This is a genomic window from Sediminibacterium sp. (assembly GCF_019264485.1).
Taxonomy (GTDB): Bacteria; Bacteroidota; Bacteroidia; order Chitinophagales; family Chitinophagaceae; genus Sediminibacterium.
This window is the reverse complement of the sequence record NZ_JAHVAA010000011.1, coordinates 396,248-418,279: the sequence shown is the minus strand read 5'-3', so window position 1 is coordinate 418,279 and position 22,032 is coordinate 396,248. Positions and strand designations below refer to the sequence as shown.

General features: G+C 41.1%; 21 protein-coding genes. 11 read left to right on the top strand and 10 right to left on the bottom strand.

Features of this window, described 5'->3' with window-relative positions:
- The first annotated feature begins 11 nt into the window (after window positions 1-11).
- A complete protein-coding gene (locus KXJ59_RS08090) occupies window positions 12-1,259 on the top strand; it encodes an MFS transporter (protein ID WP_295203004.1) in 1,248 nt (415 codons plus the stop codon).
- A 2-nt stretch (window positions 1,260-1,261) separates the two neighbouring features.
- A complete protein-coding gene (gene treF, locus KXJ59_RS08085; protein WP_295202998.1) occupies window positions 1,262-2,785 on the top strand; it encodes an alpha,alpha-trehalase TreF in 1,524 nt (507 codons plus the stop codon).
- A 43-nt stretch (window positions 2,786-2,828) separates the two neighbouring features.
- On the opposite strand, the gene KXJ59_RS08080 is transcribed toward treF, so the two are convergent.
- The 3 genes from KXJ59_RS08080 to KXJ59_RS08070 form a co-directional block, all read right to left on the bottom strand.
- Window positions 2,829-3,239: a hypothetical protein gene (locus KXJ59_RS08080; protein ID WP_295202995.1), complete on the bottom strand. Its 411-nt coding sequence runs from the start codon at window positions 3,237-3,239 to the stop codon at window positions 2,829-2,831.
- Between the two features lie 120 nt (window positions 3,240-3,359).
- Complete coding sequence (locus tag KXJ59_RS08075) at window positions 3,360-5,027, bottom strand: DUF3472 domain-containing protein (RefSeq protein ID WP_295202990.1); 1,668 nt, start codon at window positions 5,025-5,027, stop codon at window positions 3,360-3,362.
- A 54-nt stretch (window positions 5,028-5,081) separates the two neighbouring features.
- Window positions 5,082-6,443: a GH1 family beta-glucosidase gene (locus KXJ59_RS08070; protein ID WP_295202987.1), complete on the bottom strand. Its 1,362-nt coding sequence runs from the start codon at window positions 6,441-6,443 to the stop codon at window positions 5,082-5,084.
- A gap of 103 nt (window positions 6,444-6,546) precedes the next feature.
- On the opposite strand from KXJ59_RS08070, the gene KXJ59_RS08065 reads away from it, so the two are divergent.
- Window positions 6,547-7,428: a bestrophin family ion channel gene (locus KXJ59_RS08065; RefSeq protein ID WP_295202984.1), complete on the top strand. Its 882-nt coding sequence runs from the start codon at window positions 6,547-6,549 to the stop codon at window positions 7,426-7,428.
- Window positions 7,429-7,539: 111 nt separating this feature from the next.
- Here KXJ59_RS08065 and KXJ59_RS08060 read toward each other — a convergent pair whose 3' ends face one another.
- The 3 genes from KXJ59_RS08060 to KXJ59_RS08050 form a co-directional block, all read right to left on the bottom strand.
- On the bottom strand, window positions 7,540-7,998 hold the full coding sequence (locus tag KXJ59_RS08060; protein WP_295202982.1) for a DUF6265 family protein: 459 nt from the start codon (window positions 7,996-7,998) through the stop codon (window positions 7,540-7,542).
- Window positions 7,999-8,062: 64 nt separating this feature from the next.
- Window positions 8,063-8,875 (bottom strand): helix-turn-helix transcriptional regulator, encoded by an 813-nt coding sequence (locus KXJ59_RS08055; protein ID WP_295202979.1) that lies wholly within the window; start codon window positions 8,873-8,875, stop codon window positions 8,063-8,065.
- 5 nt (window positions 8,876-8,880) lie between these two features.
- Entirely contained in the window at window positions 8,881-9,264 is a 384-nt protein-coding gene (locus tag KXJ59_RS08050) for an SET domain-containing protein (protein ID WP_295202977.1), read from the bottom strand.
- 93 nt (window positions 9,265-9,357) lie between these two features.
- Between KXJ59_RS08050 and mgtE the strand changes: the two genes are divergently transcribed.
- Entirely contained in the window at window positions 9,358-10,749 is a 1,392-nt protein-coding gene (mgtE, locus tag KXJ59_RS08045; protein ID WP_295202974.1) for a magnesium transporter, read from the top strand.
- Between the two features lie 89 nt (window positions 10,750-10,838).
- On the opposite strand, the gene KXJ59_RS08040 is transcribed toward mgtE, so the two are convergent.
- Window positions 10,839-11,243, bottom strand: coding sequence for a hypothetical protein (locus tag KXJ59_RS08040; protein WP_295202972.1), 405 nt, complete (start codon window positions 11,241-11,243; stop codon window positions 10,839-10,841).
- A 195-nt stretch (window positions 11,244-11,438) separates the two neighbouring features.
- Complete coding sequence (locus KXJ59_RS08035; protein ID WP_295202970.1) at window positions 11,439-12,047, bottom strand: GNAT family protein; 609 nt, start codon at window positions 12,045-12,047, stop codon at window positions 11,439-11,441.
- A gap of 96 nt (window positions 12,048-12,143) precedes the next feature.
- On the opposite strand from KXJ59_RS08035, the gene glmS reads away from it, so the two are divergent.
- Both glmS and KXJ59_RS08025 read left to right on the top strand, forming a co-directional pair.
- Window positions 12,144-13,982 (top strand): glutamine--fructose-6-phosphate transaminase (isomerizing), encoded by a 1,839-nt coding sequence (glmS, locus tag KXJ59_RS08030; protein WP_295202968.1) that lies wholly within the window; start codon window positions 12,144-12,146, stop codon window positions 13,980-13,982.
- A gap of 31 nt (window positions 13,983-14,013) precedes the next feature.
- Window positions 14,014-16,239, top strand: a complete 2,226-nt coding sequence (locus KXJ59_RS08025; RefSeq protein ID WP_295202965.1) for a DUF4954 family protein — start codon at window positions 14,014-14,016, stop codon at window positions 16,237-16,239.
- A gap of 71 nt (window positions 16,240-16,310) precedes the next feature.
- Here the strand turns inward: KXJ59_RS08025 and KXJ59_RS08020 are convergent, their stop codons facing one another.
- Complete coding sequence (locus KXJ59_RS08020) at window positions 16,311-16,901, bottom strand: porin family protein (RefSeq protein ID WP_295202963.1); 591 nt, start codon at window positions 16,899-16,901, stop codon at window positions 16,311-16,313.
- Window positions 16,902-17,062: 161 nt separating this feature from the next.
- Here KXJ59_RS08020 and KXJ59_RS08015 point away from each other — a divergent pair, with 161 nt between their 5' ends.
- Complete coding sequence (locus KXJ59_RS08015) at window positions 17,063-17,338, top strand: TIGR03643 family protein (RefSeq protein WP_295202960.1); 276 nt, start codon at window positions 17,063-17,065, stop codon at window positions 17,336-17,338.
- Between the two features lie 36 nt (window positions 17,339-17,374).
- Entirely contained in the window at window positions 17,375-17,953 is a 579-nt protein-coding gene (locus tag KXJ59_RS08010) for a DUF2911 domain-containing protein (protein WP_295202957.1), read from the top strand.
- Window positions 17,954-18,003: 50 nt separating this feature from the next.
- On the opposite strand, the gene KXJ59_RS08005 is transcribed toward KXJ59_RS08010, so the two are convergent.
- Window positions 18,004-19,254: a metallophosphoesterase gene (locus tag KXJ59_RS08005; RefSeq protein WP_295202955.1), complete on the bottom strand. Its 1,251-nt coding sequence runs from the start codon at window positions 19,252-19,254 to the stop codon at window positions 18,004-18,006.
- A gap of 254 nt (window positions 19,255-19,508) precedes the next feature.
- Between KXJ59_RS08005 and KXJ59_RS08000 the strand changes: the two genes are divergently transcribed.
- The 3 genes from KXJ59_RS08000 (at window position 19,509) to KXJ59_RS07990 (ending at window position 22,030) form a co-directional block, all read left to right on the top strand.
- The gene (locus KXJ59_RS08000) at window positions 19,509-20,189 is read left to right on the top strand and encodes a metal-dependent hydrolase (protein ID WP_295202952.1); all 681 of its coding nucleotides are present in this window, start codon (window positions 19,509-19,511) and stop codon (window positions 20,187-20,189) included.
- Between the two features lie 35 nt (window positions 20,190-20,224).
- On the top strand, window positions 20,225-21,025 hold the full coding sequence (locus KXJ59_RS07995) for an AAA family ATPase (protein WP_295202949.1): 801 nt from the start codon (window positions 20,225-20,227) through the stop codon (window positions 21,023-21,025).
- An 81-nt stretch (window positions 21,026-21,106) separates the two neighbouring features.
- Window positions 21,107-22,030 (top strand): ParB/RepB/Spo0J family partition protein, encoded by a 924-nt coding sequence (locus tag KXJ59_RS07990; RefSeq protein ID WP_295202946.1) that lies wholly within the window; start codon window positions 21,107-21,109, stop codon window positions 22,028-22,030.
- Window positions 22,031-22,032 lie beyond the last annotated feature (2 nt).

The following is a 22,032-nucleotide window of genomic DNA, read 5'->3' as shown; positions in this document are numbered from 1 at the left end:
AATACTTCTATATGCAAAACTGGAAAATAAAAACATCTCTGTTCCTTAACTATTTTGTTTTTGCCATACTACTCAATAGTGTAGGAACAGTTATACTTCAGGTACAACAAAATTTTGGTGTAACTGAAGGTTCGGCTTCTGTGCTGGAAGCCTTCAAGGATCTGAGTATCGCCATTGTTTCTTTTCTCGTCTCTTCCTATATCGTTCGGATTGGCTATAAAAATGCCATGCTCATCGCATTGGGGTTCATTAGTATTATCTGTTTTATCATGCCATTTACGGCCAGTTTTTTCACCACGAAATTATTATTTGCAGCTGTCGGTTCTTCTTTTGCACTGATTAAAATGTCTGTTTACAGTACCATTGGCCTGGTTACCAAAAATGAGAAAGAGCATATCAGTCTGATGAATTTTATTGAATCTTTTTTTATGGTGGGCATACTCACCGGCTATTTCATCTTTAGTTATTTTGTTGATGATACCAATCCCCAATCAACCGCCTGGCTCAATGTGTATTATGTATTAGGAGGTATTTCATTGCTTGCTTTCCTATTGCTTTGGTCAGCATCTTTGGATGAATCTTCCATACAGGCAAAAGAACAGAAATCTATGTTTGCTGAGTTTACGGATATGTTCAAACTCATGGTTAAACCCATTGTACTGGTATTTGTACTCTGTGCTTTTTTTTATGTGTTGATTGAGCAAAGTATCATGAGCTGGTTACCCACATTCAATAACAAAGTGCTGCTCTTACCTGCTGCTTTAAGTATTCAGATGGCAAGTATCCTGGCAGGATCAACCGCACTCGGGCGCTTCTTTGCCGGTCTGGTACTGAAAAAGCTGAACTGGATGATTGTATTGATATCCTGTCTTATACTGGCTGCTGTATTGGTGCTGGTGGCCATACCATTGGCTGAAAAAACAACCGGACAACCTATTACAGGCTGGTCTACTGCCCCGCTGGCTGCTTTTGTATTTCCGATGATTGGTTTATTGCTGGCACCTATTTATCCGGCCGTTAACTCCGTAATATTGAGCACACTGCCGGTTAAACAACATGGTTTAATGTCGGGGCTGATCATTATTTTTTCAGCACTTGGTGGTACAACTGGTTCTATTATTACCGGGAATATTTTTGAGCATTATGATGGCAAACAGGCTTTTTATTTTTCACTTATACCAATGGCTATACTGGTGGTTTGTTTGTTTCTCTTCAACAGGTTACAACGCAGGGAAAAACAAACAGCTAAAGCAGATTAACCATGAAGGAGCCATATTTTCATATCACCGCATTATCGCCTTTGTATGAGGATGTTCAAAAAGCAGGCCTTTTCTCCGATTCCAAATATTTCGTAGATGCATTGCCAAAAGAAAATACAGCCGGCATTCTTGAAAAATATTTAACCGAGAAAAAAAGTCCATCATTCAATTTATTGGCATTTGTACAGCAATATTTCGAACTGCCCGATAATAAACAGGAGGACTATTCTTCTGCAGCAAAACCTATTACTGTTCATTTGCAGGAACTCTGGAAAGTGTTACAACGAAATCCTGATGAAACAGGCGGTACATTAATCGGGTTGCCATTCCCCTACATTGTTCCGGGAGGGCGATTCAGGGAGATCTATTACTGGGACAGTTATTTCACCATGCTGGGACTGGAACTAAGCGAAAGATATGACCTGATTGAAAACATGATCAGGAACTTTGCGCATCTTATCCATACAATCGGGCATATTCCCAACGGCAACAGAACTTATTATATCAGCAGATCGCAACCTCCTTTTTTTGCCATGATGGTTTCATTGCTGGCGTCGATTAAGGGTGATGAAATATTGAGAGACTATTTGCCTGCACTGGAAAAAGAATACAGTTTCTGGATGGATGGCATTGATCAGGTTACTGTAATAAACCCATCCGTACGAAGAGTAGTTAAAATGCCCGACGGTTCAATATTAAACAGGTATTGGGACGATGATCCTTCTCCCCGGCCAGAAGCGTATATTGAAGATATTCATGTGGCTGCAGAATCGGGTAGGGATAGTAAAGAAGTGTACAGACATATCAGGGCTGCTGCAGAATCGGGCTGGGATTTTAGCAGCCGGTGGTTTGCAGATGAAAAATACATGCACAGCATTCAAACAACAGACCTGGTGCCTGTTGACCTGAATTGCTTATTACTGCAGTTGGAAAAAGTATTGCTTAACTGTTACCTTCTTGAAAAAGATGATGATTCGGTAAACAGGTTCAGGGAAAAAATGACCAGCCGTACAAATGCCATTCAAAAATATTGCTGGAGTGCCGGGCAGGGTTTTTATTTCGATTATCATTGGAAGCAACATCGGGTTAGTGACCGTATCACCATGGCCGGATGTTTTCCCTTATTTATTGGAATAGCAGATGAGATACAGGCAAATGCCACAGCAATCGTAATCAGCAAACAACTATTGGGGGAAGGGGGTGTATTAACCACTACTTTACAAACCGGCCAGCAATGGGATGCTCCCAATGGTTGGGCTCCTCTCCAGTGGATTGCTTATAAAGGACTGAATAATTACGGATTGAATACGCTTGCTGAAGAAATTCGTCAAAGATGGATGAGATTGAATGAAAAAACTTATGCTGAAACTGGTAAGATGATGGAGAAATACAATGTGGCTGATACCAATACAAAAGCCGGCGGTGGAGAGTACCCCAATCAGGATGGTTTTGGCTGGACCAATGGCGTGTACCTGGCGATGAGGAAGGAAACAGAGGAACAGAAGAACAGAGGAACAGAGAAATAAGAAATAAGGAATAAGAAATGAGGAAGTAGGATTTGACATTTTCTTATTCCTTATTTCTTATTTTCTTATCCGCCTGGCTCAACAAACCACCTACGATGGCGATGGCCATACCCATCATCAGAAAAAGATATTGCAACATATTTTCTTCCCCGATAATGATCATCTGTGCAATCACTAAAATACAGATGATGGCTCCCTGTACAATTACCAGCAGATGAAAATGCCTGATTCTTTTTATTACGGTGGCAATTGTAATGATTCCCAATACACCGATGGCAAGCAGGATAATCCAGCCAGGTGTGGTAAAATCTTTAAACATGGTTCCATTGAGCCAGTAAAAAGGTATACCAAGTGTAGAGCCTGTCGGATCTGAAATCAGGCTGTAACCACTATACAATGCTGCTATAACGGCAAGTAAGAGCATTGCGATGGTAAGTTGACGGGCAGCTTTCATACGCAAGGTTTATCGTTGAGAAGTAGATAGTCTTAAGATAAACAGCTTTCTGGCCTTATGCAAGCCCTTTGTTCCGAATCTGCATAAAATGTCAATTACCTATCCCGGGAACCAAGTTTGCTACATTTTTTTGGTAGCCACCACTTCAATATCGAATACCAGAATGCTATTGGGTGGGATGTCCTTACTGCGTGTTCTTATACCGTATGCCTGTGCAGAGGGTATAATGACCCGTACTTTGCCTCCTACCCTGCATTTGGGTAGTGCCAGTTGCCATCCTCGTATGAGCCTGCGTAAAGGAAATACGGCAGGCTTATCCCTTGTCTGGTCGAAAACAGTTCCATCGGTCAATAATGTTCCTTTGTAATGAACAGTTACCGTATCGGTTTCCGATACATATTCCCCGGTACCCTGTTGTAAAATATGATAGTAAACTGATTCGACCCTTCCTGTTGTATCAATCTTTCCACTCTTTACAGCATCTGTAATTTCCTGTATGTCTTTTCTAGCCTGTGCAAGACTGTCAGCATCTTTTGTATAGTCAATCACAGGAGCTTTAGTGGTATTGGGTCTCTTGAACTGATCATTATGTGTTGCTTCCTGTTCTTTAAACCCTCCGTTCCATAAATACAACTGTTCATTGGTCACACCTGCCCCATAATCAAAACGGTCGCCTGACCTGCCGGTTGCATCAGTGGTAAAGATGGCATCTGTTAATGCTACCCAGCGGCCACCGCGTTGCTGTTGTACCCATTGGTTACCAAATAATGCCCTGCGTTGTAAGTGTCCGTTTTCCCCACTGAAATTTTCATTGAATGAATACAACTTATTCAGGGTGTTGCCATCTTTTGGTGTCCTGAATGCTGCAATCAGTTTCCAGCGTTGCAGTTCAGGAACAAAAAAGTAGCCTGTATAAATAGTGGTTTGAGAAGCACTGTCGGCAAGTGCGGTTACCAGAAAACGATAGGTTTCACCTGCTTTCCAGTTGTACACCCAATGGCTATGCCCACCTGTTCCTTCATTACCAAAATCATTGGTCACTACGGCATCCCCTTTGGCTAAAAGTTTTACTTTATTGGAGTCGGCCACTTTTCCACGGTCGACGGCCTCATTGCCTGCATCCCATACCGAGAAAATAACACGGCGTTCCTTTTCACTGTTAACCTGTATACCAAAATAACCTCTTGAAAAACCTGTAGCCATATAATAGCTATACAATGGATCGTACCCCTGAGGAATCGTTATTTCATTATAAAAACCAATTGCTTTAATGGAATCGGCCAATGGATAACGAAGATGAACAGATGCGGCATTCAATCTTTCTTTTGTATTAAACCTTAAACCTTCTGAAGCAGGACCCGATAAAACCAGGTTGCCGATACCCAGTGCCCCTGGTAATAATTTTTTAGATGACAATACCAGTTCCACAAATCCAGTATCAGTCAGTTGTACTGTTCCGATTTTTATTTCTTTAGTCAGTGTATTTATCGGTACTGTGATATTCATCTTTTTCCCCCTTACTTCAACCGTCAGTTGTTTGGCTGTTCGCAGTGAAACTGCATTCAACGCAATATGGAGTGCTCCTGTTTTGGAATTATGCACAAAGAAGCGCAATTGTGTGGCTGTATCAGACCATAACAGAGCATCTTTTCTCGCAGAGGGCCTGTTTACTTTATGTGCATTCCATCCAGTTGCATAAGCAGTATGAAAAGGAACAAGCACTTTTGACTGTGCTTTGCCATCAGTAATAATAACAAGGATCAATAAAAGAATCAGGAAGCGACGCATCTGTTTGGTTTTAGTAGTACCAAATTTACTGAAACATGATGAGAGTAATTAAATTCAGAGCCTGTCGTGCAGAAAATCACGAAACCAGTAACCAGATTGTTTAATGGTCCGTAACTGTGTGTTAAAATCTACATGCACAAGTCCAAACCTTGCATGGTAGCCTTCAGCCCATTCAAAATTATCTGTGAGTGTCCAGGCGAAGTAACCGCCGATATTCACCCCTTCTTTTTTGGCTCTTAATAAGGCATTGAGGTATTGTTGAAAATATTGAACCCGCTCGGTATCTGCTATTACTCCATTTATCATCTGATCCTTATAGAAAGCCCCGCTTTCTGTGATCATGATTTCTTTAACACCACCATATAACCAAAACCTTTTGATCATCCGGTAAAAGCTGTCTGCATTTACTTCCCAGCCCATATCGGTATGTGGTACTTTTCTTGCTATGGCTTTTACTTCAGATGCCTGTATGTAAGGAATGAGCGGATTGTATTTGACCGTTGTACTGAAATAATTCTGTATCCCGATAAAATCAAAATTGAACTGCATCCGTTCTGTATATTTCCAGGCTTTATTATGGAGATGCAGTTTATCTAGCAAGGTAAATCCTTGTTCCTGTGGGTAACCTCTGCCTAATAAAGGTTCAATAAATAAGCGGTTCAGCAAAATATCGGCTCTCTTTGCTGCTTTGATGTCTTCTTCTTTCTGTGTAAATGGTATCACTTCACTACAGGAAAAACTGGTACCGATATTAGCCCTTGAAACAGCGGCTCTTATCAGCCTTCCACCTTCTGCCTGACAAAGCACTGCATTATGTACCGCAGGTAAAAAATTACTCAAGCCGGTTTTTCCGGGTGCATGTTTGCCAATCATATAACCCAATGAAGTAAAACCCATCGGCTCATTCAATACAATCCAGTTTTTTACCCTGTCGCCAAACGATTCTGTACATACATTCACAAAGCGGGTAAACCATTTGAGCATCTGGTGACTTGTCCAGCCACCTTCTTTATGTAAAGCCAGTGGCAGATCCCAATGGTATAAAGTAACGTAAGGTGTTAGGCCCAATTGCAGGCATTCATCAATCACCCGGTTATAAAAAGCTACTCCTTCCTTGTTTACCCTCCCCATACCTTCTGGCAATATGCGGCTCCAGGAAATGGAAAAACGAAAGCAATCGAATCCCATGGCTTTTACCAGCATGAGATCGTCTTTATAGCGGTAATAAAAATCACAGGAAGTATATGGCTTTGCACTGCCCTTTATTTTGCCCTGTTTACGTGCAAACTGGTCCCAGATAGAAGGACCTCTGCCATCAATATTCCAGGCGCCCTCATTTTGTGCGGCTGAAATGGCCACTCCCCACTGGAAATTCCGACCAAAAGATTGTTTCAGTAAAGCGTGTTGCTGGTGCAATGTGGCAATTTCTGCGAAATTGCTGTATAGACCCGGAAGGTCAATATTAAGGTTTTGTTACCGGCAGTATACAAGAGTGGAACGGGATCACTATTTTTATTGTATGATCAGTTATAATCCAAAAGACTGGGTGCGTTTTCTTTTCAGTTTTCATAAAACAGAAACCATCCGGCAGTTATTTCCTTTATTAATATTCATCAGTATTTATTCATGGGGTATTGTTTACCTCGAAGCCAATTACCTGAAGCTTTCTGAGAGCAGTCATGCAAAGAATATTACCATCATGCACAGCCTGCTGGGTTTCGCCATTTCAATGCTGCTGGTGTTCAGAACCAATACAGCTTACGACCGCTGGTGGGAAGGAAGAAAACTTTGGGGTTCACTGGTAAACAACAGTCGCAACCTGGCCGTTAAACTGAACAGTATATTACCAAATGACGATGATAAGAACCGGGCTTTCTTTAAAAAAATCATCCCGCTATTCGCCAATGAATTAAGGGCTCATTTACAAAATGAAAAAACAAGACTGGCATTAGATTCCAGCCCACATCCCGAAATCGTTGGTTTCGATACCAGCAAACATATCCCCAACCAGGTGGTAATGCTGATGATGAATAAAATAAACCTGCTGCATCGCGATAAACAGATCAATGATTTCCAGTTATTGTTTTTAAACAATGAATTACAATCCTTCCTGGATATCTGTGGTGCCTGTGAGCGTATTAAAAACACCCCCATTCCCTATTCCTACAGCGCCTTCATCAAAAAATTCATTTTCATCTATGTAATTACACTACCACTTGGTTTTGCCTTATCGCTGGGGTATATTACCATACCCGTTGTTGTCTTCATCTTTTATGTACTGGCCAGCCTTGAAGTAATTGCCGAAGAAATTGAAGACCCATTTGGGAAAGATGACAATGATTTACCCATGCAAAGAATAGCTGAAAACATCGGTAAAAATGTAAATGACATCCTCAACTAAAACCTCCCCTTCTCTTTGTTTAAAAAAATGTATCCAGCTGGTCTCAATCATCTAAGACTGGTTAACAAAGAGAAAGGGAGAAGGGGAGATTACGCGGAGTTATTTTGATGCTTATTCTGTTGTAAAGTCGAAATTCTGCTTACTGAACCGGCCGTTTCGCTTTCCTTCGATACTGGCATACATGTTTTGTTTGATTCTGCGGTAAGCAATTCTTTGCGGAAAATCATGCGCCGGGTTTTCACTTACAAACTCATTGCCATGAATAAAGATTACTTTAAATGAAACTGGTTTCCCCTGGTTCTGGTTACTCACCGTGGGTATATAAAACCACTCCCCGTTTCTGAAAGCCATTTCAATACGTTCCTGTGGAATGGTATCATTGTTTGTTTTTACAAAAACACTGCGTCCCTGCAAAGTACTGTCGTCTTTTGCCTCCCATATTTCAACCACAGTTCCCTGTGGTGTGCTTATTTTCCATACCCCCAGCATCCACTGAACAGCTTTGGTTTGTTGGGCCATAACTGTGTTTCCTGCCAGTAATAATCCGATAATGACAATAATCTTATTCATTTCCATAATTTTTATCAAAACTGAAGATATCCGTATATCTAAAATTGTAAAATCGCGACATTTATCAGCTGCCACTGAATAAGTGGCTCATCTTTAACTGATCTGCATAAAATTCACCTGGTGTTACACCCGTAAATTCCTTAAAGTCTTTGATAAAATGGGCCTGATCAAAATAACCATTTTCATAAGCCAGTTCGGTAAGGTTATCATATTGCCCTTCACCCATCATTTTCAATGTGGCCTGCAAACGAATAATTTTTGCCAGTTGTTTCGGACTTAGGCCGATTACTGTTGCAAATTTTCTTTCCAGTTGTCTGCGATGAACCTGTAACTGACCGGCCAATTCATCTACACTTAACTGCCCTTTTAAAGCAAGCAGCGTCTGTACACTTGAGGCAGCGATACGATCACTGGTTTCCTGGTTTTGTAATTGCTGGAGCAGGAAATTTTCTACCAGACTGATTTGTTCTTCAACTTCTTTTGCAGTGCATACGGCTTCTCCAAAAGCCGCCGCTTTATCACCAAACAAACGCTCAAGAGAAATAGCCTTATTGTCCATTTCCCGGATAAGCATATTGATAAATGGTAAAAATCCTTCCGGATGAAAACGCACAGCAAAAATTTTCGTTTGACCTGTTGCAGCAATTTCCAGCGGCTGTGTAATTTGTCCGAAAACAAAACACCTGGGTTGCATAATATATGTTGCATCAGGCAGGTACTGGCGATACAGATCGCCTGCATGAAAAATCATTTCCATACAGCCATCAGGCACTATACGCTGCCTTTCTTCTGTAGAAGAAGCTGGTGCAGACAAAGTCCAGTAGCATTTGATGAAAGCCGCTAAATCTTCCTGAGGTAAATAAGTTTGATAGTCCATATAAATCAGCTTGCTTCAAACCAGATGGGTTTGGCATTATCGGGGTCTGCATTGTAATTAATAAAGAGTTCTTCTCCTGTTTTAATAGGTTTTACTGTTCTTATCTGCATCAGTTCATTTTCAAAATCCATTTCGTAGATACAATTGGCGGTATAGGAATGATTATATACCGATAAATATCCCAACGCCACACAGGCACTTTTCAGGTCATCACCCCATTCAAAAATATAGTCGAACAAAAGGGTCTGTTCTACTTTGGCCCTCTCTTCCGGATCTAATACGAGCACAGGTGATATTTCAACAATAGTACCTGTTTCTATATCCTGTGTTGTAAAAACACCCCTGCCTCGTTCGGGTGAAGGAGCGATAGAAAGGATAGGAAGTATCATATTACTAATTTGAAGCTTGGTCTGATGGCTCCAAAATACGTTATTTCCTGAGTCCGGGTTTGCCCATTGGTCATTCCCCCGTAAATTGCGCTCATGTCACTCGAACTGGAACAGCCCGGCATTAATGAGCAGTTTGAATTGCTGATTGCAAAAGAAGATAAACTGGAGATCAGGGAATTTCTTGATCACCAGAATATCAGTGATGTGGCCGAGCTGATCAATGATTTCCCTGAATATGAAGCCCAGATCATTGCCAATATGGCCATACACAGGGCGGCCAGTGTTTTCAAGATCCTCGACATTGCACAACAGAAAGATATTGTTAAGGAATTACCTTCTGCAAAAACAGCAGAACTGTTGAACGAACTTCCTGCCGATGACCGAACCGACTTTCTGGAAGAATTACCCAAGGCAGCCATCCGCGACCTCATTAAATTGCTTGACCCCGAAGAACGTAAAATTACACTGGCCATGCTGGGTTATCCGGAAGACAGTGTAGGCAGGCTGATGACTCCCGACTATGTGTATGTGTACGCCTATAATAAAGTATCGGAAGTTTTTAGTACGATCCGGAAATTTGGTAAGAACAGTGAAACCATCGATGTTATTTATGTGATAGATGAAACAGGTGCGCTGATAGATGATATAAGAATCAGGGATGTAATTCTTGCCCCACCAGATAAAAGAATTGATGAAATCATCGACGGACGTGTGGTATCGCTGAATGTAAATGACGATCAGGAATATGCCAACCAGGTATTTAAAATGAATAACCGTGTGGCACTTCCGGTGGTAGATGATCATAATATTTTGCTGGGTATTATTACTATCGACGATATGTTATGGGTGGCCAATGAAGAGTTCAGTGAAGACATGCAAAAAATTGGTGGTACGGAAGCGCTGAACGAACCCTATCTTGATATCCCATTGTTTAAATTATTCAGAAAACGTGTGGGTTGGCTCATTGTTCTTTTTCTTGGAGAAATGCTCACCGCAACTGCCATGGGATATTTTGAAGACGAAATTGCCAAAGCAGTGGTGCTTGCCTTATTTGTTCCTTTAATTATTTCCAGTGGCGGTAACAGTGGTTCACAGGCTTCTACACTGATTATTCAGGCTATGGCCGTTGGCGAAATCACCATTAGCGACTGGTGGCGCGTATTAAGAAGGGAAATATTAAGTGGCTTATTACTCGGAACCGTTCTGGGCATTATTGGATTTGTTCGCGTGTCTGTATGGCATTCTTTCTTTCCCGAAATTTATGGGGAACACTGGATGATGATTGCTTTTACTGTAGGCTTCTCATTAATTGGAGTTGTACTGTGGGGAACTTTATCCGGATCCATGCTGCCCATCTTCCTCAAAAAACTCGGAGCCGATCCTGCCGTTTCTTCAGCACCCTTTGTTGCTACACTTGTAGATGTAACAGGCCTGATTATTTATTTCAGTTTCGCTTATTTCTTCCTGCAGGGTTTATTACTCTAACCATAACAAGGCTTCAAACGACGCTTCATAAAAAAGTTCCACCTGTTGAAGTGAAACTTAAATCAATCGAATCGTAAAAACCAGTTCGTTTATCCAAAAGTAAAAGAAGGATCGGTTTGTAATTCTTGTGCCAGTTTCAGTAATGAACGTTTGGCGTAGAAAGTAGCCAGAATTCTTAAGAAAAAGATTGCTCCTATAGCAAAGGGAGCATATAGAAGGATGGTAGGAACAATACCCAGTTCATGATAAGGTATAATGTTAGCAAACAACATCAGCAGGTACACAAGAATGGTGTAAACAGGGAGTACGGCCCAGAACCCATGCTGTCCGAGTGAGTAAAGCCGCACCAGTTTTTTCTCAACTTCAAAATTCTCTGTTTCAGAGATATGGCTCAACTGAACCTTAAAGATTTGCTTCTTGCAAGAAAAGATACTGATATCTCTTGCGATACTACGGATATCCTCCGTACGGGTAATAATAGTCCGCTGTTGCATACAATAAAAAATTAGAATCAGCGGGGGGTTACTGTCTATGAAACAAAAATACGCACATTATTTGATTCTCCACCTGTGTAAAGACGCAATTACCGATTTATAAGTATAAACGGGGAGAAATTATGAATGTTGAATACTGAATAATGAATGTTCAAGGGGGATGCAGCATGAATATCAGACATCTGAGATCAGCAATCATAGATCTGCCATCTTCCTCCTGATATTCTCTTTTACATGCCCAAACCATTCATTTTTCAGTATACTCAGTACAATAGAGTCGCGGCGGCTTCCGTCGGCTTTAATGGCATGACTCCTTAATACTCCTTCGGGTGTACAGCCAATGCTTTTCATGGCTGCTATGCTGCGGGCATTATTGTTATCGGCCCGAAATTCTACCCTCTCCATACCCATTTGTTCAAAAGCAAATTGCAGAAGCAGGAATTTACAGTGTTTATTCAGCCCCGTACCCTGAAAAGCTTTACCATACCAGGTAAACCCTAGTTGAAGGGTGAGGTGTTGTAACTGGATATCGTAATACCGTGTGCTGCCGGCATAAGACTGTGTTCTTTTGTCAAAAACAATAAAAGGATACTCATTTCCTGCGGCACGGGCATTCAGTGCAAATTCTATATACTTTTTAAGGTTTTCTTCTCCTGCTGCTTTTTGCGAAGAATAAGTCCAGATATCTGGCTCATTTAGGGAGAAATACCGCAGATTATCGCAATCATCTGCTTTTAAAGGCCGCAATAAAACGCAGTCATCTTCAAGTATATACTCTTTTGAAAGATCGAATGTGTAATGCATTGAATTTATTTAAGTTTAAGTTGAATATTTGCAATCCAGGGTAATTTTCCGCCGTGAAAGTTAATCTTGATTATTTACCTATTAAAGCAAAAAATTATGTGCGGTATTGTTGGATATGTTGGTCATAGAGAAGCCTACCCGATTGTATTAAAAGGATTAAAAAGACTGGAATACCGTGGCTACGACAGCTCAGGTGTTGCACTACTGCATAACGGGCAATTAAATGTGTACAAAAAGAAAGGGAAAGTAGCCGAAATGGAAGAAGATACCATGGGCAAAGATGTACACGCCCATATTGGTATTGGTCATACCCGTTGGGCTACACATGGTGAACCCAGCGACAGGAATGCGCACCCGCATTTATCGCAAAGCGGACAACTGGCTATGATACACAATGGTATCATAGAAAACTATGCACATATTAAACAGGAACTGATTTCTAAAGGGTATGATTTTAAAAGTGACACCGATACAGAAGTATTGCTCAATTTTATTGAAGACATCAAAACAAATAATAACTGCTCGCTTGAAGAAGCTTTACGTATTGCACTCAAACGTATTGTAGGTGCTTATTGTATTCTACTGATTTCTAAAGATGACCCTGAAACAATTATTGCAGCAAGAAAAGGAAGTCCGCTGGTAATTGGCATTGGTAAAGGAGAACATTTCCTTGCAAGCGATGCATCACCCATTATTGAATATACCAAAGAAGTAGTGTATGTAAATGATTATGAGATTGCCATCATTCGACCCGATGAACTTATCCTGAAAAACCTGGGTAATGAAAAACAAACTCCTTTTATTACCAAACTCGATATGGAGCTTGCTGCTATTGAAAAAGGCGGATACGAGCATTTCATGCTAAAAGAAATTCACGAACAACCCGATACAATTTTCGATTGTCTGAGAGGAAGGTTGCTGCCACAAACCGGGCAGATTATTATGAGCGGTGTTGACAATCATATTGAAGCTTTAAAAAATGCACAACGAATTTTAATTGTTGCCTGTGGTACAAGCTGGCACGCCGGTTTAATTGCCGAATACCAGATTGAAGAATTATGCCGTATACCGGTAGAGGTTGAATATGCTTCAGAATTTCGTTACAGAAATCCTGTAGTAAACAAAGGAGATGTAATTATTGCTATCTCACAGAGTGGCGAAACAGCCGATACGCTGGTGGCACTTGAAAGCGCCAAAGAAAAAGGTGCTTTTATCTTTGGTGTGGTAAATGCAGTAGGCAGCAGTATCGCCAGGCTCAGTCATGCAGGCGCCTATACCCATGCCGGCCCTGAAATTGGCGTGGCCAGCACGAAAGCATTTACAGGTCAGTTGGCGGTACTTGCCATGATGGCTTTGAAAATTGGTTATGTCAAAGGTACTATCGATGAGAAACGCTATCTGTCACTAATGAAAGAACTGGAAGCCGTTCCGGAAAAAGTAAAAGAAATACTGGCAGACACTTCCAATATCAAAAGAATTGCAGAAAAATATAAAGACGCCACCGATTTCCTGTTCCTTGGCCGGGGATATAATTTCCCTGTGGCACTGGAAGGAGCGCTCAAATTAAAAGAGATATCTTATATACACGCAGAAGGTTATCCTGCTGCAGAAATGAAACATGGACCGATTGCATTGGTTGATGAGAAATTACCAGTGGTTTTCGTAGCAACCAAAGATTCTTACTACGAAAAAATCGTTTCGAATGTACAGGAGATCAAAGCAAGAAAAGGTAAAGTTATTGCGGTGGCCACTGTTAATGATGATATTATCCCCGGTATGGCCGATGATGTAATGTTTGTACCTGATACAGATGAAGTGATTGCTCCTTTACTCAGCACCATACCACTTCAACTGTTAAGTTATTATGTTGGACTGGCGAAAGGGCTCGACGTGGATAAACCCAGAAACCTTGCCAAAAGTGTTACAGTAGAATAATATTCAGTAGAAGCGTTCAAACAAAACTTGCATGGCACAAAATAAGATCAGCAAAACACCGCTTTCATCACTGGGTTACCATTTTCTGGGTAATAATGAATTGCCCAAAGGCAAGGATGAATATTATTTACGGAATATGCAAAACCGGAATGGTATTACCTACCGCATACTCAATGCCTATGAAATTGAAGTGCTGGTACGTAACAGGAATACAAGTGATGACTGGAACAAAATTTTAGTATCGGATGCATTCAATCCTGAGCTGGTAAAAAACTGCAAATTTTTCGGACTGGTGCGCATCGGCAAACTGGAACCTTTCTGTCTGGGTTTCAGTGACCTGAAAGTACCTGTGGGTTTATATAATTCAACCATCATCAGCTGCGATTTTGGTGACAATGTTTGCGTTGATAATGTGAACTATCTGTCTCACTATATCATTGGCAGTGAAGTAATTATTACCAATGTAAATGAACTGGTATCTACCAATCATGCCAAATTCGGCAATGGTATTATAAAACAGGGTGAGTCGGAAGATGTACGGATATGGATGGAAATCTGTAACGAAAATACGGGTCGCCGTGTACTGCCTTTTAACGGTATGCTGGCCGGAGATGCTTATTTATGGAGCAGAGACAAAAATGACCAGCTCCTGCAGGATAAGTTTGTTGCATTTACAGAAGCGCGTTACGACAACAGAAGAGGTTATTATGGTAAGGTAGGCGATCGCACCGTTATCAAAAACTGTAACATTATTAAGGATGTATGGGTTGGTACAGATGCATATATAAAAGGCGCTAACAAACTCAAAAACCTAACCATTAATTCAGGTGAAGAAGGGCGTACACAAATTGGTGAAGGTTGTGAAGCAGTAAATGGTATCATTGGTTATGGCTGTAAAATGTTTTACGGTGTAAAAGCCGTGCGTTTTATTATGGCCTCACATTCTCAACTGAAATATGGCGCAAGGCTTATTAACTCTTACCTCGGGCATAATGCTACCATATCATGCTGCGAAGTATTGAATTCATTAATATTTCCGGCACACGAACAGCATCACAACAATTCATTTTTATGTGCGGCACTGGTAATGGGGCAAAGTAATATTGCTGCCGGCGCCACGATTGGCTCAAATCATAATAGCCGTGGGGCTGATGGTGAAATTATTATGGGGCGTGGCTTTTGGCCCGGACTCTGTGTAAGCCTCAAACACAATTCTGTATTTGCAGGTTTTACCATTCTTACAAAAGGCGATTATCCTGCAGAACTGAATATCAGGTTACCCTTCTCTTTGGTGAGTAATGATGTAAGTAAGGATCAGCTTTTAGTAATGCCTGGTTATTGGTTCCTTTACAATATGTATGCCCTGGCCAGAAATGCCTGGAAATATGTTGACAGGGATAAAAGAACAGAGCGCGTTCAACTGATAGAATACGATTATCTGGCACCAGATACCATCAACGAACTCTTTGACTCATTAGCCATTATTGAAGAAGCTACAGGAAGGGCCTATCATCGCAAACAAAACAACAGCAAAGCAATACTTACCAGTGAAGAAGCGGTTGCCATTGGAAAACAGTTATTGCTGAGCAGCAATAAACTCGTGGATGAACTGGAAATTACTGTTGACGGCTTCGAAAACAGCAAACGAAAAGTAGTGCTTATTAAAACACGCATTGCTTATCATTTGTTTATTGAACTGATTCGCTATTATGGAACCCTTCATTTATTAGACCTGATTAACGAAGAGCAGCTTCGTTCTGTCGATACCCTGAAATCTGTTCTCCCCGCCCGTACCAAAAGAACTGGCTGGGTTAATCTGGGTGGACAATTAATCACTACAGATGAACACCGGCAACTAAAAGAAAAAATAAAATCAGGTAAGATAAAATCATGGGATGAAGTGCATGCACATTATACCATGCTGGGTAATAAATATGCCGTGCAGAAAAGAGCACATGCACTGGCTTCATTGGCAGAAATTACAGAGTTATCATTGAAGAAAATAGATTCACACCAATTAGGTCAGTTATTCAATAATGCACTTACTACAAAAGAATGGATGACCAAAGGCATACATGATTCCAGGGCAAAGGACTACCAGAATCCTTTCCGCAAAATGGTCTATGAAAGTTTTGAAGAAATGAATTCCGTAATTGGCAAACTGGAAGACAACAGTTTTATCAAACAGCAACTGGCTGAACTCGGGTCCTTCAAACAAAAAATAGCAGTATTAAAAAAGACATTCAAGATTAAGTAAGCCAACATAAAAAAGGGTAATCCTCGAAAGAAGATTACCCCTGGTTAGAAAATCCGGATGGATATTGGATTTTAAAACCTCAACCCCAGACCCAACTGAATCTGTTGGTTTGTCCATTTATCTTTATTGTCGATATCGTTAATGTTTTGCAGGCCAATATTATACCTGCCATAAATACGTAAAACTTTAAAATTTAGTTGTCCGCCCGCAACCATCGAGAAATCGCCTCCTTTAAATGCCGACTCTCCATTTTGTAACAGAGTTTTGTCCTGGTTCAGCAAAATGCCAAACTGTGGCCCCAGGTTTAGCGTAAGAATACCCCCTATATTATAACGAAACAATACAGGTATACTCAGGTAATCGAGTTTAATTTTCTCCTGGTTATTAAAAGGGTTAATCTCACTGGCATATATGGTATTGAAACTGGAGCGTTTGGTAGCTGTCTGGCTCCATAATACTTCAGGCTGGATACCCCATTTTTTATTAAAATCTATTTCAAGAAAACCACCTACATGATAGGCAAGGTCAAATCCATCACTGAATGACTGACCTGAAACTTTATTGAGGTTGGCTCCTACTTTGGCCCCCAGTCTGATACCCTGTGCCTTTAATGAAGTGGTAAACACTGTTACCACAAACATTGCTAATAATACTTTCTTCATAAGGTTTATTTTATTCTTCTTACCTATTTCAATGACCGTGCCAAACTTGCTATCCAAGACCCGGATTGGCTCCCTTTCGTTGTACGAGGTGCTAAAAAAAGGGAGTCTGGGCAAAATTGTAACGTCATTCAACGTTTTTTTATTGCGGGTGTTAATGCTTTATGGAATTTTTAACGGAAAAAGAGATCGACAGAATCATTGAAATGGCCTGGGAAGACCGCACCCCTTTTGAAGCCATTCATTTTCAGTTTGGTATAAAAGAGCCACAAGTCATTGAACTGATGCGCAGACACAGTAAAAAAAGCAGTTTTACCATGTGGAGGAAAAGAATGAAAGGACGAAATACCAAACACAGTCATATCCGAGCTACGGGCATCAGTCGTTTCAAGTGTAGCAGACAGCGAGCGATCAGCAGTAATAAGATTAGCAAACGATAAGGGCTTTATTCGTTTATTTGCATAAATCATCCATTTATGCGTCAGTCATTGCTGCTTCTGTTTATTGGTATCGGCTTATCCAATATATGTTTAGCTCAACACAATCACCAGGCCAACAGTGGTTATGCAGACAGCGTGAACAAAGGATTGATTGCAAAAGACACTTTAAAAAGCAGCCCTAAGCGTGTAACTATGGAAACCATTGGTGATACACATATTCATATTGAATATGGATCGCCAGGTGTAAAAGGGAGGATGATTTGGGGTGGACTGGTAGCTTACGATCAGGTGTGGGCAACCGGTGCACACAATGCTACTACCGTTGATTTTTCTACAGTCGTAACCATCGGAGGAAAGAATATTCCAAAAGGAAAATATGCACTCTTTACCATCCCGGGAAAAGATGAATGGACGATTATCATTAATTCCAGGAACAAACAACACCTGGCAGATGAGTATAATCCTTCCGAAGACCTGGTAAGGGTAAAAGTAAAGCCCGTTAAAAAAGATAAAATGGTACAGCGTCTCAGCTACCTGATAGAAAAAGACGGCAAGAATGCTTCCATCGCCATTGAATGGGAATACCTGAGAGTGGTAATGCCGGTTAAGTTATAATGAGGCCTGAATGGTGAATGGTGAATGGTCAATATTTCACCATTCACCATTCATAACAACTCAATCACCGTAATTTCCGGTAATATACCTACCCTTCCCGGGTAACCGATAAAACCAAAGCCACGGTTTACATATAGTTTCTGTTTTCCTTCTTCGTATAACCCGGCCCACTGTTTATACATCCACTGTACAGGGCTCCATTTAAAATAAGGATTTTCTATACCGAACTGCATGCCATGTGTATGTCCGGAAAGCATAAGGTCTATATCGGGGTATTCAGTTCTCACCTGCGCATCCCAATGACTGGGATCATGGCTCATAAGAATTTTAAACGGGCTGTTCTCCGTTCCCGGGTGGGCCTCATTCATTTTACCATATTTGGGAAATCTTCCTTTAGCACCCCAGTTCTCAATACCAAGCAATGCAATATGTTCACCATTCCGTTCCAGTTTCACGTGTTCATTCATCAATAAGCGCCAGCCCATATCGGCATGTACTTTTTTGAGTGCATCCAGGTTAGCCGTTTTTTCCGCTGCGGTAGGCCAGACTACATAATCGCCATAATCATGGTTACCCAGGGTACTGTAAACACCTAATGGTGCTTTTAGCCGGGCAAAGACTTCTTTATACTCATCCATTTCACTGGCCCTGTCATTCACCAGGTCGCCCGTAAAGAGGATCAGGTCGGGATTTTGCTGTAAAATCAGGTCGATACCATGATTAACCGCTTTCTTATTCTGAAAACTACCGCTATGCACATCACTAATATGTACCAGTTTCATACCGCTGAATGCAGCGGGCAGGTTAGCAAAGCGAAGCCTGATTCGTTTTACCTGATAATTATATTTATTACTGAACCCATACAATAAAGTACCAAAAAGAGAAGTACCCAGACCCAGTCCGAGCCAGCTTAAAAAAGTAGAGCGGGGTATTCCACCACCATTATTATTCATGTATTGAGCCCCGGTTCCCGGAAATAGCTTGCTCATGAGCCATAATGCAACCCTTCGCAGGTCATCGGTCAGGAAAAAGACTGCGGCAATGAGTTTGGCAAAAAATAAACCTACAAGAATGGCAAATACATAGTTGCGGTAGAACCTGGAATTTTGTAAAGCCTGCACATAAGGGAAAGACAATAAAGCAATCAGTGCAAGACCCGAAAACACCCAATACCCCATATGTACCCACATACGGGCCCTGTCTGACAGGTTTTGCGTAACAATTCTTACTGCCTGGAATACATAGAAATCCAGTAATAACATAATCAAGGCAATGACCCAGAGAGTACCCGCGTTCCGCATGTAAAAGTTTTATTGTGTTTATAGACGTACAGGGGGTGAAAATATTGCATTTTGGGGATTGTAGACCATGGCCGATAGTCTATGGACCATAGCATTTTATACTTTACCCCTTTTGTACAAATTATCAAACACGAATTGAGACATAAAACTATGGTCTATAGTCCATGGACCATAGACAGCCTCCTATGGATAAGATTCTTTCAAAAGATGTGCCTGAAACCGTATTTTTGGCATCCTTCAAAACTTTGGCGACTATGAAACTGACTTATTATGGACATTCCTGTTTTCAGGTGGAAGTGAAGGGAAAAAAGATCCTGTTCGACCCCTTTATTACTTATAATGAACTGGCAAAAGATATTGAGGTAGGCAAAATAGAAGCCGATTATATTTTCCTTTCACATGGTCATGCAGATCATATTGCCGATGCGGTGTCGATCGCCCAAAGAACAGGTTGTACAGTGGTAGCTGCCTGGGAAATTCATGAGTGGCTCAATAAACAGGGTGTAGTAAAAACACATCCCATGAATACGGGGGGTAAATGGGCTTTTGATTTTGGTGTGGTAAAATGTGTGGTTGCTCAACACAGCAGCAGTTTACCCGATGGCAGTTATGGAGGCAACCCGATGGGATTTTTATTCATCACAGATGAAGGTAATTTTTATTTCAGCGGTGATACCGCACTCACATTGGATATGCAACTCATACCCAGCTGGGCAAAACTTGATTTTTCGGTACTGTCTTTAGGCGATAATTTCACCATGGATGTGGCAGATGCTATTCGTTGTGCCGATTTTGTTCAGTGCAAAAGAGTGGTGGGAGTACATTACAACACATTTGGTTTTATAAAAATTGATACAGAAGCAGCCATACAGGCTTTTACCGCTGCTGGTAAGGAATTAATATTACCGGCTATCGGAGCTTCTACAGACCTTTAAAACAAAAAGTTCGGTAACACGAACAGCAGACAATTATGGCGAGAATTATTGGAGTTGCCAATCAGAAAGGAGGTGTCGGTAAAACGACCACGGCCATTAATGTGGCGGCGAGCCTGGCCGTATTAGAGTTCAAAACATTATTGGTTGATGCCGATCCACAGGCCAATAGTACAACAGGTGTTGGTTTCGATCTGCACAATATCACCAGTAGTCTCTACGACTGCATGGTAAATAATGTTGTTGCCGCCGATGTCATTCTCAAAAGTGAGATACCCAATCTTGATATTATTCCTTCCCATATAGATCTGGTAGGTGCAGAAATTGAAATGATCAATTACCCCAACCGCGAAAATGTGATGAAAGGAATACTCGATGCAGTAAAAGATAAATACGATTTTGTCATCATCGACTGCTCTCCTTCTCTTGGTTTGATTACCGTAAACTCATTGGTAGCATCCGACAGTGTGATTGTGCCTGTGCAGTGTGAATTTTTTGCGTTGGAAGGATTAGGCAAACTGCTGAACACCATTAAGATTGTTCAAAGCCGTTTAAACCCTGACCTACAGATAGAAGGTATTCTGATGACCATGTATGATGGTCGTTTACGCCTATGCAACCAGGTAGTAAGTGAGGTGAGAAGACATTTCGATGAAATGGTGTTCTCAACCATCATTCATCGAAATACCCGTTTAAGTGAATCGCCCAGCGTAGGCAAGCCTGTTATTTTATATGATGCAGAAAGTAAGGGAGCCATTAATTACCTGAACCTGGCCAAAGAGATATTACAGAATAACGGGCTCACGAAAATGTCGAACGAAGAAAGAATTATTGAGTAGTAAATAGTTGATAGTCCATCGCAAGAAAAAAGTTTTCACTATAGACTATCGACAATAGACCATGGACCCAAAAAAACAACCATGACCAATCCAAAACAAAATAAAGAACTCATAGGTAAAGGGCTCCGCTCTTTATTGCAGAATATTGATGCTGATTTAAAAACCACTGCCGGCACTTTAAAAACCGATGTGGTGGAGCAGGTGACACATATCAGCCGGATTTCTTTATCTGATATTCAGATCAACCCCAAACAACCACGCCGCGATTTTGATGAACAGGCTTTGAACGAACTCGCTGAATCATTAAAACTGCATGATATCATTCAACCGCTAACCGTTTCAAAACTGGCGGGTAATAAATACCAGCTGATTGCAGGGGAACGTCGTTTTCGTGCAGCTAAACTGGCCGGACTCAAAGATGTGCCTGTTTATATACGACAGGCCAATGACCAGCAGTTACTCGAACTTGCTTTACTGGAAAATTTACAACGTGAAAACCTGAATGCTGTTGAAATTGCACTCAGTTATAAACGTATGATGGATGAACTGGATTATACCCAGGAACAGGTTGCAGAAAGAATGGGTAAGGAAAGAAGTACAGTAACCAATTATATCCGTTTACTGAAATTACCACCCGATATTCAACTCGCAGTAAGAAGCGGTAACCTGAGTATGGGTCATGCCCGCGCCCTGATTAATATTGACACGGTTGACAAACAATTATACGTTTACAAAGAAATTCAGCAGCGTGGACTCAGTGTTCGCCAGACAGAAGAACTGGTGCGTAAATTGTACCAGGCCGATAAAACAGGTACTGTTAAATCTTCTGCAAAAGCCGATCTGCCCCCTGCTTACAAGAAAATTGAAGATAATTTAGCATCACATTTCGCTACCAAAGTGAAAATGGTTCATAACAAAAAAGGCTATGGCAGCATCACCATCGAGTATTTTTCACTGGAAGAACTGAATAAAATACTTGATGCCATGAATGTAACGGTGAGTTAATA

Excerpts from the sequence above, each read along its gene's own strand:
- KXJ59_RS08090 (WP_295203004.1), top strand. The coding sequence starts at position 12 with ATGCAAAACTGGAAAATAAAAACATCTCTGTTCCTTAACTATTTTGTT.
- KXJ59_RS08010 (WP_295202957.1), top strand. The coding sequence starts at position 17,375 with ATGCGTCAGTCATTGCTGCTTCTGTTTATTGGTATCGGCTTATCCAAT.
- KXJ59_RS08020 (WP_295202963.1), bottom strand. The coding sequence starts at position 16,901 with ATGAAGAAAGTATTATTAGCAATGTTTGTGGTAACAGTGTTTACCACT.
- KXJ59_RS08055 (WP_295202979.1), bottom strand. The coding sequence starts at position 8,875 with ATGGACTATCAAACTTATTTACCTCAGGAAGATTTAGCGGCTTTCATC.
- KXJ59_RS08050 (WP_295202977.1), bottom strand. The coding sequence starts at position 9,264 with ATGATACTTCCTATCCTTTCTATCGCTCCTTCACCCGAACGAGGCAGG.
- KXJ59_RS07990 (WP_295202946.1), top strand. The coding sequence starts at position 21,107 with ATGACCAATCCAAAACAAAATAAAGAACTCATAGGTAAAGGGCTCCGC.
- KXJ59_RS08005 (WP_295202955.1), bottom strand. The coding sequence starts at position 19,254 with ATGCGGAACGCGGGTACTCTCTGGGTCATTGCCTTGATTATGTTATTA.
- KXJ59_RS08040 (WP_295202972.1), bottom strand. The coding sequence starts at position 11,243 with ATGCAACAGCGGACTATTATTACCCGTACGGAGGATATCCGTAGTATC.
- KXJ59_RS07995 (WP_295202949.1), top strand. The coding sequence starts at position 20,225 with ATGGCGAGAATTATTGGAGTTGCCAATCAGAAAGGAGGTGTCGGTAAA.
- KXJ59_RS08015 (WP_295202960.1), top strand. The coding sequence starts at position 17,063 with ATGGAATTTTTAACGGAAAAAGAGATCGACAGAATCATTGAAATGGCC.
- KXJ59_RS08080 (WP_295202995.1), bottom strand. The coding sequence starts at position 3,239 with ATGAAAGCTGCCCGTCAACTTACCATCGCAATGCTCTTACTTGCCGTT.
- KXJ59_RS08025 (WP_295202965.1), top strand. The coding sequence starts at position 14,014 with ATGGCACAAAATAAGATCAGCAAAACACCGCTTTCATCACTGGGTTAC.
- KXJ59_RS08035 (WP_295202970.1), bottom strand. The coding sequence starts at position 12,047 with ATGCATTACACATTCGATCTTTCAAAAGAGTATATACTTGAAGATGAC.
- treF (WP_295202998.1), top strand. The coding sequence starts at position 1,262 with ATGAAGGAGCCATATTTTCATATCACCGCATTATCGCCTTTGTATGAG.
- KXJ59_RS08075 (WP_295202990.1), bottom strand. The coding sequence starts at position 5,027 with ATGCGTCGCTTCCTGATTCTTTTATTGATCCTTGTTATTATTACTGAT.
- KXJ59_RS08060 (WP_295202982.1), bottom strand. The coding sequence starts at position 7,998 with ATGAATAAGATTATTGTCATTATCGGATTATTACTGGCAGGAAACACA.
- glmS (WP_295202968.1), top strand. The coding sequence starts at position 12,144 with ATGTGCGGTATTGTTGGATATGTTGGTCATAGAGAAGCCTACCCGATT.
- KXJ59_RS08065 (WP_295202984.1), top strand. The coding sequence starts at position 6,547 with ATGATCAGTTATAATCCAAAAGACTGGGTGCGTTTTCTTTTCAGTTTT.
- KXJ59_RS08000 (WP_295202952.1), top strand. The coding sequence starts at position 19,509 with ATGAAACTGACTTATTATGGACATTCCTGTTTTCAGGTGGAAGTGAAG.
- mgtE (WP_295202974.1), top strand. The coding sequence starts at position 9,358 with ATGTCACTCGAACTGGAACAGCCCGGCATTAATGAGCAGTTTGAATTG.